The 15,105-nt window shown below is 32.6% G+C and carries 11 protein-coding genes; 8 read left to right on the forward strand and 3 right to left on the reverse strand.

Annotation, left to right across the window (positions count from 1 at the left end; all coding sequences use genetic code 11):
* The first annotated feature begins 133 nt into the window (after positions 1 to 133).
* The 3 genes from bsdtb5_RS08150 to bsdtb5_RS08160 all read left to right on the forward strand — a co-directional run bounded on the left by bsdtb5_RS08150 (position 134) and on the right by bsdtb5_RS08160 (position 4,302).
* Positions 134 to 1,543: an N-acetylmuramoyl-L-alanine amidase gene (locus bsdtb5_RS08150; RefSeq protein ID WP_271715533.1), complete on the forward strand. Its 1,410-nt coding sequence runs from the start codon at positions 134 to 136 to the stop codon at positions 1,541 to 1,543.
* 220 nt (positions 1,544 to 1,763) lie between these two features.
* Positions 1,764 to 2,966 carry a class I SAM-dependent rRNA methyltransferase gene (locus tag bsdtb5_RS08155; protein ID WP_271715534.1) on the forward strand — a complete coding sequence of 401 codons (1,203 nt, stop codon included), beginning with the start codon at positions 1,764 to 1,766 and terminating at the stop codon, positions 2,964 to 2,966.
* 19 nt (positions 2,967 to 2,985) lie between these two features.
* Positions 2,986 to 4,302, forward strand: a complete 1,317-nt coding sequence (locus tag bsdtb5_RS08160) for a bifunctional folylpolyglutamate synthase/dihydrofolate synthase (RefSeq protein WP_271715535.1) — start codon at positions 2,986 to 2,988, stop codon at positions 4,300 to 4,302.
* 463 nt (positions 4,303 to 4,765) lie between these two features.
* Here bsdtb5_RS08160 and bsdtb5_RS08165 read toward each other — a convergent pair whose 3' ends face one another.
* On the reverse strand, positions 4,766 to 5,794 hold the full coding sequence (locus tag bsdtb5_RS08165; protein WP_271715536.1) for a DUF5050 domain-containing protein: 1,029 nt from the start codon (positions 5,792 to 5,794) through the stop codon (positions 4,766 to 4,768).
* A gap of 502 nt (positions 5,795 to 6,296) precedes the next feature.
* Here bsdtb5_RS08165 and bsdtb5_RS08170 point away from each other — a divergent pair.
* The 3 genes from bsdtb5_RS08170 (at position 6,297) to bsdtb5_RS08180 (ending at position 11,129) form a co-directional block, all read left to right on the forward strand.
* Positions 6,297 to 7,424: a bifunctional chorismate mutase/prephenate dehydratase gene (locus tag bsdtb5_RS08170; RefSeq protein ID WP_271715537.1), complete on the forward strand. Its 1,128-nt coding sequence runs from the start codon at positions 6,297 to 6,299 to the stop codon at positions 7,422 to 7,424.
* A gap of 244 nt (positions 7,425 to 7,668) precedes the next feature.
* Positions 7,669 to 9,195 carry a sialate O-acetylesterase gene (locus bsdtb5_RS08175; RefSeq protein ID WP_271715538.1) on the forward strand — a complete coding sequence of 509 codons (1,527 nt, stop codon included), beginning with the start codon at positions 7,669 to 7,671 and terminating at the stop codon, positions 9,193 to 9,195.
* Between the two features lie 575 nt (positions 9,196 to 9,770).
* Positions 9,771 to 11,129 carry a S1C family serine protease gene (locus tag bsdtb5_RS08180; RefSeq protein ID WP_271715539.1) on the forward strand — a complete coding sequence of 453 codons (1,359 nt, stop codon included), beginning with the start codon at positions 9,771 to 9,773 and terminating at the stop codon, positions 11,127 to 11,129.
* Between the two features lie 217 nt (positions 11,130 to 11,346).
* On the opposite strand, the gene bsdtb5_RS08185 is transcribed toward bsdtb5_RS08180, so the two are convergent.
* A complete protein-coding gene (locus bsdtb5_RS08185) occupies positions 11,347 to 12,495 on the reverse strand; it encodes an iron-containing alcohol dehydrogenase (protein WP_271715540.1) in 1,149 nt (382 codons plus the stop codon).
* A 195-nt stretch (positions 12,496 to 12,690) separates the two neighbouring features.
* Between bsdtb5_RS08185 and bsdtb5_RS08190 the strand changes: the two genes are divergently transcribed.
* The gene (locus tag bsdtb5_RS08190) at positions 12,691 to 13,533 is read left to right on the forward strand and encodes an AraC family transcriptional regulator (RefSeq protein ID WP_271715541.1); all 843 of its coding nucleotides are present in this window, start codon (positions 12,691 to 12,693) and stop codon (positions 13,531 to 13,533) included.
* Positions 13,534 to 13,628: 95 nt separating this feature from the next.
* Positions 13,629 to 14,648, forward strand: a complete 1,020-nt coding sequence (locus bsdtb5_RS08195) for an ABC transporter substrate-binding protein (RefSeq protein ID WP_330611976.1) — start codon at positions 13,629 to 13,631, stop codon at positions 14,646 to 14,648.
* An 80-nt stretch (positions 14,649 to 14,728) separates the two neighbouring features.
* Here bsdtb5_RS08195 and bsdtb5_RS08200 read toward each other — a convergent pair whose 3' ends face one another.
* Positions 14,729 to 15,022: a hypothetical protein gene (locus bsdtb5_RS08200; protein WP_330611977.1), complete on the reverse strand. Its 294-nt coding sequence runs from the start codon at positions 15,020 to 15,022 to the stop codon at positions 14,729 to 14,731.
* Positions 15,023 to 15,105: the final 83 nt, after the last annotated feature.

Raw genomic sequence — 15,105 nt, forward strand, 5'->3', positions numbered from 1 at the left:
GAGAAGCAAATAAGTAATAAAGATATCGAACTTAAGAAAATCTTAATGATATTTAAGAAACAAAACGATATAATATGATTATAATTGCAATTAACAGGAGTAAAGTCAAATATGAAAGAAAGGTAAGATCCAGATGAAAAAGTACATAGCAATACTATCCGTATTTCTCGTTTTTATATTGCCAATTACAGCTGAAGCATCCAGTAATCTAATCATAAAATATAATGGGAAAACGATAAGCTATCAGGGTGCTCAGCTAAAAGTTACCTATAATGGCACAGATGTTAATCTAGATAGCACCCCAGGAATATTACAGAATAATACGGCTCTATTTTCTTATCAAGATTTATTTATAAAGTCGGGTATTGGGGCGACTGGAAATTATAATAAATCAACTAAGACTATAACGATTGAATTAAATGGTAAGAAAATTCTTATGAAATTAGGCAGTAAGACAGCAACAGTAAATGGCGTTAAGAAGAATATGACGTTAGCCCCAGTACAAGTTACATACAAGAAAGCAAATAAGACAAAGATTCTTGTACCTTCAAGGTTCGTGGCAGAAAATCTTGGACTTACCTACTCTTGGTATAGTAAAACGGGAACTGTAGCGATAGAAAATACCACAATAACGCCAACAGTATCTCAAAATGATCCAAGTGAAGATGAGTGGAATACAATTACCATACCAAAAACAGACTCTAATATGAACGTACTAGAAAGCAAAGATGATTACTGGAATCGTCAATACATTCTTACATTACAAGGGGATTATACAGCGGTTCTTAATAATTCTAATATTACTGTTGAGGATGGAACTAGAGCTACTGTAACAGTACAATTAAATGCTTTAGGAAATACTGAGGTTATCATTAAAACCAATATAATTCGAGGATTCGAAGTGCAAGATAATAGTAGCTCTATTATTGTTACAGTAAAACCGCCAAAAGATATCTATCCTACAATTGTTGTACTAGATGCAGGTCATGGTGGAAATCAACCTGGAACACTCGGAGAGTATTATGGGAATGAATTAATCGAAAAGGAAGTAACTCTTGATCTAGTATTAAAAGCAAAGAATTACTTTGATAATGATTCCAAAATAAAAGTGTATTACACAAGATTAACTGACACGGGTGTCTCCTTAACAGATCGAGTAAAGATGGCAAATGAAGTGGATGCTGATCTATTCCTTAGTGTACATATTGATGCCAGTCCTACGAACTTAGATGCAGCAGGTACTACAATATATTATTCTTCTAAAAAGGATCAACTTGCATCCTCTGGTTTAACCTCAAGTAAATTTGCAGGTATCGTATCGAGTCATCTAGTAGAAGCAGTAGGAAGTACAGATAGAGGTATCAATAAGAAGAGTCTGCAAGTGCTGAATCAGACTGTTATGCCTGCAGTACTTATAGAAACAGCATTTATCTCTAACGAAAATGATGTAGACATTCTACGTTCAGAAGATAATAGAGATGCGATAGGTGCATCAATCTATGACGCAATATTGGAAACAATAGAATCCTATCCTAGAAATTAATGATTTCATATACGCATAAACTGTCAGATTATACTTTAATATTTGCTAAATAATATAAAGATAGAATCTAGTAGTTTATGCGTTTTATTTCTGTATCGCTTGTGCTATAATAAGCAGTGAGAATCAAAAGATTAATTTAGAATTGTATATATAACATTTCATTAAAATAAGAGTAATGAAATGAAAAGAAATAATTAAGATTATAAATGGAGAAAAAAACATGCAAAAAGCAATTGTTAAGTTAAGAAAAGGTGAAGGAAGAACTTTAAAATCCGGTGGTATGTGGGTGTTCGATAATGAAATCGACAATATCACAGGAGAATTTGAAAATGGAGATATCGTTGAAGTTCATGACTTTGATGATTATTATATGGGAGCAGGCTTTATTAATACGAATTCCAAGATTCGAGTTCGAATCATGTCAAGGAAAAAAGGACAAGAAATTGATCATGATTTCTTAGAAATGAGAGTAAGAGATTGTATCGAGTACCGTAAAAAGGTAGTTGATATGAGTAGCTGTAGATTAATCTTTGGGGAAGCTGATTTCTTACCAGGTTTGGTAGTGGACAAGTTCTCAGATGTTCTTGTAGTTCAATCTCTAGCACTTGGTATTGATCGATTTAAGATAGAAATTATCGAGATTCTAAAGGAACAACTTGGAAAAGAAGGAATGAAGATTCGTGGCGTATATGAAAGAAGTGATGCCAAGGTTCGCTTAAACGAAGGTATGGAGAGAATAAAAGGTTTTATCGGAGAAGAATTTGATACCAAAGTTGAGATTGTTGAAAATAGCGTAAAATACATGGTAGATGTGAAAGAAGGACAAAAGACAGGGTTCTTCTTAGATCAGAAATACAACCGTGATGCAATTGGTAAGCTTTGTAAAGATGCTAAAGTATTAGATTGTTTTACACATACAGGTTCTTTTGCATTAAATGCAGGGATAAATGGAGCAAAAAGCGTTCTTGGTGTTGATGCTTCAATGTTAGGAGTTGAACAAGCAAAAGAAAATGCTAAGTTAAATGGTTTAGAAAAAGTAGTTCATTTCTCCTGTGCAGATGTATTCGATTTATTACCGGAACTATTAGAAAAAGGTGAAAAATATGATGTTATCATCCTTGATCCACCTGCTTTTACGAAATCAAGAAATTCAGTAAAGAATGCAATCAAAGGATATCGTGAAATAAATCTACGAGCACTTAAATTAATCAAAGATGGTGGATATCTTGCAACATGTTCTTGCTCACATTTTATGACACCAGATCTATTTACAGATACAGTAGGTCAGGCAGCTAGAAATGTTAAGAAACGTTTAAGACAGATTGAATATCGTACTCAAGCACCAGATCATCCAATTCTATGGGCTGCGGATGAATCTTATTATTTAAAATTTTTCATTTTCCAAGTGTGTGATGAAAAATAACTAAAAGGAAGTAATAACGATGCAGAATATGACTTACGAAGAAGCATTAGAGTATCTTAAGGATACTGAGAAATATGGAAGTGTTTTAGGCCTTGATAATATTAGGGGACTTCTAAATATGCTAGGTAATCCGCAGAATGACCTTAAGTTTATTCATCTAGCAGGTACTAATGGAAAAGGCTCGACCGCTGCTTATATAGCATCCATCTTAGCGGAGTCTGGATATAAAGTAGGAAGATACATCTCTCCAGTTATATTTGATTATCTAGAGCGAATTCAGATTAGTGAAAAAGTAGAGAATGAAGTTCAGAATAGCTATATTACAAGAGAAGCAGTTAGTCATTATGTTAGTCTTCTAAAAGAAGCTAATGATAAAATGTTAGCGAAAGGATTGCACCATCCAACAACTTTTGAAATCGAGACAGCAATGATGTTTCTATATCTAAGAGATGAAAAATGCGATATCGTTGTTCTTGAGACAGGAATGGGTGGTAGATTAGATGCGACGAATGTAATCGAGACGGCTGTTCTATCCGTAATCACTTCAATTAGTATGGATCATATGCAATTCTTAGGTGATACAATAGAGAAGATTACTTATGAAAAGGCAGGAATCATAAAGAAAGAAGTACCAGTCGTATCCTATGATCAAGTTCCTGCAGCAAGAGGTGTGCTAAAGAATCGATGTGAAGAATTATCATGTAATCTTAGATTGGCTGATTTTACTGAACTAAAGGATGTGGAACATGGTCTATCAGGGATCAAGTTCTCTTATAAAAATTATAAGAACCTTAAGATAAAACTTATCGGAGAGAATCAAGTAAAAAATGCTGCTACAGCGATTGAAACTATTGAAAGATTAAAATTAGAAGGGTATACGATAACAGAAGAGTCCGTAAGAAAGGGATTATCACAAACTGTTTGGAGAGGCCGATTTGAAATACTGCATGAATCACCATTATTCATTGTAGATGGTGCACATAATGAAGATGCCGCAATCTCTTTACGTAAATCTATGGAGCTATATCTTAAGGATAAACATGTGACCTTTATTATAGGCGTATTTGCAGATAAAGAATATGAGAAAGTAATCCAGATTACCTCTTCTTTTGCGGATACGATATATACGATTGATACGGATAACAAGAGAGCTCTACCATCGAATCAGTTAGCAGAGGTTATTAGAAAATACCATAAAAATGTGGTAGATGCAAAAAGTGTAAATGTTGCAATTAGAAAAGCAATGGAAGAGGTAGCGGAAGATGAGGTTATTATCGCTTTTGGTTCATTATCTTTTTTAAATCAGATTTATGATTACTTTCATATAATTATCTAAATTCGTAATAGAAAAGTTACCAACCATTATATTTGTTTAATTATATAGTTAAATTTATAGAATTTATATATAAGATTTATTATTTATTGCAAAGATTGAGTTATAAAATATCAGGAGGGATGAGAGTATCCCTCCTGATATTTTATATAGATTCCTTTTATGATGTTGCCCGACAAATGACCTGTTTCAAAATCTTGCCTGGTAATTTGTACGAAACAGAAAAAATGAATGCGCCTTTGAATATGTATTAGAAGATCTTGTTCTCGGATTATTTCGTGTTATATGCTAGGACAGATCTGTCTGAGCAAGGCGAGTTATCTGTCCTAGCATATGTTTTACATGAAATGATCTGAGAACTAGATCTTCTTATACATATTCAATGAAGCATGAGTTTTTCTGTTTTGTGCAAATTGCCCAGACAACCTCCCAAACAGGTCATATGTCGGGCAACTCCTTTATATATTTATTTAATAACTGGTGGATCAAAGACGCCTAATTTACTATTATCACCGACAGTTAGAACATAATCTGTAAAGTTTTTGCTGTCTCTAAAGAAAAGATAGTTACTTGTTATATTAAGATATTCAAAGTCACCTCTTATGATATCTTTTGACTTTCTAGTACTTAAGTTCATGACGCAAAGCCTATTATTAGCTCCATCATTTACTTGGTAGTAGAGATATCTTCCACTGAGACTTAGATTGAAAGCAGAAGTCGACTCATTCACTAGTATAGTTGGATTACTTCCATCTAGATTGCATCGACCAATAGCATCGTTATCAGTCGCAGATATGAAGTATATATAGTCTCCAATCACGATTGGATTATGGTATTCTCCTACTAATAATGTAAAGGAATACATATTGTCTAAATTGATTTTTCTAAGAGTATAGCCATCAAATTCAGAAGAATAATATAATCGGTTATTATATATTCCAACAGGAGCTATTTCTTCATCTGCAATTAAAGTTGATTTTTTATCTTGTAGATTATAGGAGTAAAGTTGCTTACCTTCTTCTTCGCTATTATTTTCATAATAGATAGAATCCCCATTCATATTCAAATAACTACAGTTTCCGTCATTAATACTTGATCGATGGGTTCCATCCAATCGAACACGATAGATTCCTACAGTTGATAAGGTATTGATAGCTGAGCTTTCATAATTACTCTTTACAATAGTTGAATCTTGTATGGAATAATATATATTCTTATTTGTTACATTAAGATAAGCAGAAGAATCTGAGCTAATCTTTTTGAAATGGGTGCATTTGTGATTCATTACATATAAGGCACCATTATCATTTGAATTACTAAAGTATATCCTATCACCAATCTCCTCATATAGTCCGCAATTCCATAGATTCCCCGTTTGATTTCCGACTCGATGTTCTTCATCATTACCAAGTGTTTTAAAGTATAATACTGCTAGAAGTATCATTGTAATAATCGGTAGAATGAGAAACGGAATAAATTTAATTAATTTCTTCATATGTAACTCCCCATTTTATTTATTTTTGTGATAGCATTAGATGGTAAAACTTAAGAAAGACTATTATGATATAAATGCGTTGAGATTTGCTTGTGTGCGTCTACTGGTGGCGTGCCAAATTTCCATGCCACAGTTATATTGGTAGTTAGTATCAAAAAACAGTATCAATAAACTTGGCTTGGAAATGTACACTCAAATTAAAAATAAGTTGAATTATAAAATAATTTGTAATATATAGTTAATTATATATCAATTCTGCATTATTTTCAATCTATTGAAGTGATGTATTATGTGCAAAATTAATAATTTGATAGTATGAGTTTTTCAGTTTTGTTCAAATTGTCTACACTACCTCTAAAACAGGTCATATGTCAGGCAACTCATAATATTTATAACTAAATGAAAAAACACGCTGACAATTTAAAACTTTAAAGTATAATTGCATAAAGATAAATTCTAGTATATAATAGGAAAAAGAATTCTAAGAGAGGAACGATAGAAAATGTTGGATTTAAAGGCGATTCGTGATGATATAGATGTAATAGATAAACAGATAGTAGAGTTATTTGAGAAGAGAATGAAATTAACCAATGAAGTTGCAGAGTATAAGATCAGTACAGGTAAGAAGGTATATGATAAAGAAAGAGAAGAACAGAAATTAGCAACGTTAAAGGCATTAGCAAGTAATGAATTCAATAAACATGGGATAGAAGAATTATTTACTCAGATTATGTCAATGAGTCGTAAATATCAATATCGTCTAGTAACAGCTGAGAACCAGTATAATAACTTCATACAAAAAGAGAAAATAGATATGGATGAAAATACGAAAGTAGTCTACTTTGGAGTTCGCGGATCATATACAGAAGAAGCAATGGAAAATTATTTTGGAGAAAATATTCAAAGCTTTCACGAGGAGACCTTCAAGGGTGTAATGGAAGCTCTAAAAATGGGAAGAGCTGACTATGGGGTTCTTCCAATTGAGAATTCCTCCACAGGAAGTATCGCGGATATTTACGATCTATTAGTACAATATGATAACTACATTATCGGGGAGCATATTGTGAAAGTTGATCAAGCATTACTTGGATTACCAGATGCAAAGTTAGAAGATATCAGAACAGTTTATTCTCATGTACAAGGTTTATTACAGTCTTCTAAATTTCTGGATACATTAAATGATGTGACACGTATGGAATATGCTAGTACTGCGTCAAGTGCTAAGAAAGTATTAGAAGATAATGATATAACTCAAGCAGCTATAGCAAGTGTTCGTGCAGGTAAATGTTACGGTCTTAAAGTATTGAAAGAAGCAATTAATTATAATGATGCTAATTCAACTCGTTTTATTATTATTACCAATAAAAAAATGTTTTTAAAGAGTGCGCTTAAAACAAGTATTTGTTTTGAACTACCTCATGCAAGTGGTACCTTATATAATATGTTATCTCATTTTATATATAATAATCTAAGCATGACAAATATCGAATCTAGACCTTTAGAGGGCAGAAGTTGGGAATACCGATTCTTTGTTGATTTTGAAGGGAATCTAAATGATCCAGGTGTAAAGAATGCATTAAATGGTATTAATGCAGAGGCAATTAATATGCGTATATTGGGAAGTTTCTAAGTTAAACTTTTTTGGAATAAAAGAATCTTTACAATGAAAGAATTAAATACCTAATTTTAATATACTGAGTGTATATAGCTTTATAAAATAAATAGATTAATAATAGATTGACTACTTCCTATCAAAATAAATAATTAATAGATTATATATTCTATGAAAAGGATAACATATGACATGTAATTTCATCCCTCACGAAGGTAGAATAGAGGTAATAAAAATATTTTATCTTTAGGAGGATAGATCAATGGCACAAAGATTTACAGTAGCTCCAATCTTTAGTAATCACATGGTATTACAAAGAGACAAGGAAATTAGAGTATGGGGTGAAGGCAAGGACAATGATGTAATTACTGTTTCATTGGAAGGACAAACTGTTTCAGTTATAGTAAAAGAGCAAAAATGGATGGCTATTCTGCCAAGTAGGAAGGCTGGAGGTCCAGCTAGACTAAATATTACTTGCGAAGACGAGATGGTAGAATATACGGATATCCTAATTGGTGATGTGTGGTTAGCTGGCGGACAATCTAATATGGAATTGCAATTAGTGAATAGTAAGGATGGCAAAAGAGCGGTTGAAGAGGCAAATTATCCTAATATTCGTATCTATAATTCTTTACAACAAAGCTTCTTGGATGAAAATGCTCTAGAAGCAGAACGTAATAATGCTTGGCATATATGTAACAGTAGTACCGATTACGATGCGGTTGCTAATATTACAGCGGTTGGATATTATTTTGCTAAGGAACTTAATCAAGAACTTGATGTTCCAATTGGTATCGTTGGCTGTAACTGGGGTGGAACATCTGCATCAGCATGGATTAGCAAAGAATATCTAGAAAAAGATTCTGATACGAGAATATATCTAGAAGACTATGAAGAAGCAATGAAAAAATATGCTTCTGTCGATGATTACGATAAAGCAAGAGAACAAAATATTGTTGATTATGACAGATGGAAGAAGATTTCAGATAAATTATATCAAGAAAGACCGGATATTGTATGGGGAGAAGTTCTTGAGATAGCAGGTGAATGCCCATATCCTGAACCATTAGGACCCAAATCGCCATTCCGTGCCTGTGGTCTTTATGAGACAATGCTAAGTAGAATTGTACCACTTTCATTAAAAGGATTTATTTATTATCAAGGAGAAAGTGATGACCATAGACCAACAACCTATGCAAAACTACTTACAATGCTTATAGATCAGTGGAGACATGATTTTAAAGATTATGAATTGCCATTTTTATTTGTACAGTTACCAATGTATATTCCTAGAGGTGAGGTGGATCATAAACATTGGCCAGTCATTCGTGAAGCACAGATGAAAGTTCATAAGACAATTAAGAATACCGGCCTTGCAGTAGCGCTTGATCTTGGAGAATTTAATAATATTCATCCGTTAGATAAAGAATCAGTTGGTAACCGTCTTGCTTTACAGGCACTATTCCATGTGTATGGCAAAGACATCAATCCTTATGGACCAATCTTTAAAAGTTTATTACGACAAGAGAATGAGATAGTACTTGAGTTTAATAATGCCGAGGATGGATTGGTCTTAGATGGTGATGAAGTAAATGGATTCGAAGTAGCAGGAGATAATGAGGTCTTTGTGAAAGCAACTGCTAGAATTGAAGCTGACAAAATTATTGTGAAAGCAGACGAAATAGAGAATCCAATGCATGTAAGATATCAATGGACTAATTTTGATAAGGTATCTATATTTAACAAAAATGGACTCCCATTAGCTCCATTTCGAAGCAATGAATTGTAGAAGGTAGAACATATATATTGAAAAGCTCTGTAGTATCGGAATATCCGATATTACAGATTTTTTTTGGATTAATTTAATTTATTTTATTTAATGAGTTGCCCGACAAATGATCTGTTTCAAAATCTAGCCCGGCAATTTGCACAAAACAGAAGAAGTGATTGCGCCTTTGAATATGTATTAGAAGATCTTGTTCTCAGATCATTTTGTGTTATATGCTAGGATAGATCTGTCTGAGCGCAGCGAGTTATCTGTCCTAGCATATGTTTTACAAAAAATGATCTGAGAACTAGAGCTTCTTATACATATTCAATGAAGCATGAGTTTTTCTGTTTTGTGCAAATTGCCTAGACTACCTCCCGACAGGTCATTTGTAGGGCAACTCATTTAATGCTTTTGACACTCTAATCATATTTGATTCATATTTTTTTCAAAATCTAATCACAAATTGAACATACTTTCTTGATAAACTCTAATTACAAAATAAATAAACGTAATGACCAATTACGAACATACAAATTTATGAACCAAAAAGTAAACCTACTAATAATTTCAGCTAGCAAAAGGAGATGAACATTATGATAAGAAAAATAGAAAATAATGATGAAGAATTGAAAGGAGAAATGAATATGTATCAAGATCAAAATGACGAATACAATAATTACAATACTTATGAAACCATCGACGCCCAGGTAATCTCAGAAGATGAAAAGAAGATAAAGCCTAAGAAAAAAACGAGATTTAAAAGTGCAGCAAAATTTACAGCAGCAGCATTAGCATTTGGATTAATTGCAGGGGTATCCTTTCAAGGATATAATTACGCAGTAGGTGGAACTACAGCAAGTAAAATAGGTACAACGAACTCGAATATAGTTTCAACCAATACCTCATCAGGTAAGGCGGTATCTGCTGTTACAACATCAAGCACTTCATCTACAACTACAAGTGATGTATCTGGTGTCGTAGATAGTGTAATGCCTTCTATTGTTTCTATCACATCAACAATAACATATAATCAAAGTGATGTATTTGGTAGAAATTATAGCCAAGATGAAACTGGAAGTGGTTCGGGAATTATCATTGGTGAGGATGACGATAACATCCTAATTGCAACAAACAATCATGTTGTAGAAGATGCTAAAAAAGTTCAAGTAACATTTAGTGACGAGTCAGTAGTAGAGGCTACAATTAAAGGAACGAATAGTAATTCTGATTTAGCAGTAGTAAGTGTTAAGAAGAGTGATATTAAGAGTAGTACATTATCTAAAATAAAAGTAGCTACATTAGGCGATTCCTCAAAATTAAAGGTTGGATCTGTAGCAATTGCCATTGGTAATGCACTTGGTTATGGTCAATCAGTAACAGTAGGATATGTTAGTGCGGTTAACCGTGAAGTATCATTTGAAGATGGAACTATGAAATTAATTCAAACGGATGCTGCAATTAATCCAGGAAACAGTGGTGGAGCACTTCTTAATGCTAATGGGGAAGTAATTGGAATTAATTCTTCCAAATATGCATCAGAAGAAGTAGAAGGTATGGGATTTGCCATACCAATCAGTGATGCTATACCAATTATCAATGCTCTTATGAACAAAGAATCTGTTCCAGAAAGTCAACAAGCATATATGGGTATTGTAGGTGCAGATGTTACGGAGGAATACTCTAAACAATTAGGTATGCCTGTTGGTGTATATGTTAACCAAGTAGCAGATTCCTCAGCGGCTACAAAAGCTGGTCTAGTTCAAGGGGATATCATTACTTCAATTGATAATAATAAGGTGAAATCAATGGAGGATCTTCAAGAATATTTAGCAACTTATAAAGCTGGATCAAAAGCAACAATTAAGTTCAGTAGACAGGTGAATGGTACTTATACCGAAAAGAGTGTGAAGATAACTTTTGGAAGTAAATCTGAAGCTTCTAATAATAAATAATTAGCAACTGCTTAAGGAGTCAAAAGTCTTGTTTTAATTTACTGTAAGATATTTATTATAAAATAAACGGGTGTCAAATAATAATTTGACACCCGTTTCATGTGATTGATAATTGAATATGTTTGGAAGGCAGGGGTTCATTTCATGAAAGAAACCATTCAATATATCAAAGGAGATTTATATAATATCAATTCTAAAGTATTATTCCTTTTCAAGATTACATTGCTGCTTTTAGAATTAATATAATATCTTCTAAGGACGCTTTTTTAGGATTGGTTAGTCCACAAGCATCTTTTAAAGCATTTTCTGCTAATACAGAAAAGTCTTCTTCCTTTACGCCTAATTCAGCTAAACCACTTGGAATATTTACATAAGAAGAAAGTGTTTTAATTGAATCAATTGTTTTTTCAGAAGCTTCTTCAATTGTCAGAACGGTAGTGTCAATTCCCATTTCTTTTGCAATATCATAAAGTCTTTCGCGTGTTATCTCTTGATTAAATTTCTGAACATGAGGAAGTAGGACTGCATTACAAACACCATGTGGTAAGTTATAGAATCCACCTAACTGGTGAGCAATTGCATGTACATAACCAAGACCTGCATTATTGAATGCCATACCAGCTAAATATTCTGCGTAAGCCATTTGTTCTCTAGCTTCTTCATCGTTACCGTTATCAACTGCTTTTCCTAAATATTTAGATATTAATGAGATGGCTTTTAATGCACAAGTATCTGTTACTGGAGTTGCAGCTGTTGATACATAAGCTTCAATGGCATGAGTTAGTGCATCCATTCCAGTTGCAGCAGTTAATGATTTTGGCATTGCCATCATTAATTCAGGATCATTGATTGCCATGATAGGATTCACGTTCTTATCAACTACAGCCATCTTGATATGCTTTTCTTCATCCGTAATAATGCAAAAGATGGTCATTTCACTTGCTGTACCTGCAGTTGTATTGATTGTTACAAGAGGAAGGGCAGCTTTCTTAGATTTATCAACACCTTCATAATCGTTAATCGTTCCACCATTCGTAGCTAATAAAGCAACAGCCTTTGCACAGTCGTGCGCAGAACCACCACCAATAGATACTACAAAGTCGCAGTTATGTTCTGTTAAGATCATGGAACTTTCTTCTACGGAAGCGATAGTAGGATTTGGCTTAACACCATCATATAGAACATAATCAATTTGGTTTTCGTCAAGAACATCTGTTATTTTCTTAACTAATCCTATATTAATCAAAAAAGTATCTGTTATAATTAACGCTTTCTTTAAACCTAAAGAAGCAATTTGTGGTCCTGCATCTTTTAAACAGTTCTTACCCATTAAACTTAATGGTGGCATATAAAATTTGTAACCCATAGAAATCTCCTTAATATAAATTTACATTTGAAAAAGTTGTTCGTATTTATCATATCTTACTGTTATAACATTAACTAATCATATTTTTTATAAAATATACGAAAATTAAAATATATTTGAAAAATCGACAAATTATGATATAATCGAAAAATAGTTTCTCTAATGAGCATTAAGTGAATTAGTTCGAGGTGTTAAATGAATAGTTTTAATAGAAAATTAGAATTAAGTGATGGAGTAGAAACAGAACATTTAAGAATTATGTATTATGATTTGGCTACTCACTATAAAGATATGTACTGTTCCTATGAATATAATCGTTTATGTACAATTATACAAGGTGAGAAAAAAGTAACAATCAATAGTGAGCATACTTTTACCTATGGAAAAGATCAAATTATATTACTAAAACCACATTCTACTGTAAATATGGAGATAACGAAACCAACAAAAGCAGTAGTATTTGAGATATCGAATCAATTAATTTCTGAAATTAATGATAAAGTCAATATAGACATTCAAGATAAGAATACATCTAATCAGATGTCTGTTATAACTGATGATCGCATAAATGCTGTAATTAATAGAGTAATCGATACAGCAGGTAGTAAAGAAAAAAACAAAGAGTTTTTAATAGATTTGTATGCACAAGAAATAACGTATTATTTATATAAGCATAAGCTCTTTCCACATATTTCAAAGAATCAAACAACTTCAAGTATTCAGATGGCTATCGATTTAATGAAGGAACATATCTATGAGGATATTACAGTGAATGATGTCGCATATCGTTTGAATATGTCACTTGCAAACTTTTCTACTAGTTTTAAGCGGGCAATTGGAATTAATCCAAATCAGTATTTTACCAATCTTAAGTTAGTAAAAGCACAAGAATTACTAAAATATCAAACGGTTACAGAGGTTTCTTATAAGCTTGGTTATGAGAATATTTCTCATTTTATTAATCTATTTCGTAAGAAATATGGAGTTACGCCAAAACAATATAGTATGGAACTAAGTAAGAGAGTTAGAAGTAATTAAGAGGAATCCAGTTTGATACAAGCACCAACTACTTCTTTTCCAAATATATTATAGTACATAAGTTACTTAATAATTGGGAAAGCAAGGAGGATATGATGAAGAAGGCATTGTTTTCAAAGAATGTAGCGTGTTTGATGGCGTTCATTCTTATCATATTATCAATCATGCCATGTATGACTGGTTGTAAAAAGAACCAAGATCTAGAGAAAATTACATTAAATGAAGTTGCACATTCCATTTTTTATGCACCTCAATATGTAGCATTTGAACTGGGATATTTTCAGAATGAAGGGTTAGATGTGAAATTAGTTACTGGATTCGGTGCAGATAAAACAATGACAGCTGTATTATCAGGGGAAGCTGACATCGGATTTATGGGATCGGAAGCATCGATTTATGTGTACAATGAGGGAGCAGAAGATTACGTAGTTAACTTTGCTCAATTAACACAAAGGGCAGGTAACTTTTTAGTAGCTAGAGATGCGGATAAAGATTTTAAATGGGAAGATATTAAGGGAAAAACTATATTGGGTGGAAGAGCTGGCGGAATGCCTCAGATGGTTCTGGAATATATTTTAAAGAATAATAATATTGATCCAAAGAAGGATGTAACAATTGTACAAAATATAGACTTTGGCCATACAGCAGAAGCATTTATCTCTGGTCAAGGAGACTATACAGTAGAATTTGAACCATCTGCAACAGCAATTGAAAAGCAAAAAGAGGGAAATGTAGTAGCATCTCTTGGAGTTGATAGTGGTTATGTTCCTTACACTGCTTATTCAGCAAAGGGAAGCTATATCAAGAAGCATCCTGAAACGATTCAAAAGTTTACAAATGCTATTCAAGCAGGTTTGGATTATGTAAATACACATACACCAGAAGAGATTGCAGATGTAATTGCACCTCAATTTCCTGAAACAGCAAAGGATGATTTGATAGCAATTGTTACAAGATATGCAGAACAAGATACCTGGAAAGATAATGCCGTATTTGAGGAAAAGAGTTTCACTTTATTAGAAAGTATTTTAAAAGAAGCTGGCCAACTAAAGGAAGAGGTTCCATATAAGGATTTAGTTAACAATAAGTTTTCAAATAAAGCGGCAGAGCAATAAAGAATTGTAATAACAAGTAATTATATATATAAATGAAAAAAAGTAATCAGTCGCATCGCAACTGATTACTTTTTTGTTAATTATTCTTCTGTAGGTTGTGTATTAGAATTTGTGTTAATTGTATCATCAACAATTTCATCTTCTTCATAGATGTCATCATCGTCAAAATCATCGTAATCATCATCAAAATCTTCCAGATAATCTGGTTTAAAGTGTCTATAAAGTAGGTAAGCAATAGTGGATAAAGAAGCAACTGCAGCTATTCCAGCTAAAATATAAAGCCAAATACAATGCTTTTCTTGTTCCTTTTCTTTCTTATTCATTAATTCACTTAGTTTGACAGCGCTTAATATTTCTTCAATCTTATTATTCAATGTGTACACGTCCCTTCCAATTTTTCGATGAAACCAAATTTAAATAATTCTCACTAAGATATTACAAGATAGGATATAATTAG

Origin of the sequence: Anaeromicropila herbilytica, from assembly GCF_016591975.1 — a bacterium.
In the GTDB taxonomy this organism is placed as follows: Bacteria; Bacillota; Clostridia; order Lachnospirales; family Lachnospiraceae; genus Anaeromicropila; species Anaeromicropila herbilytica.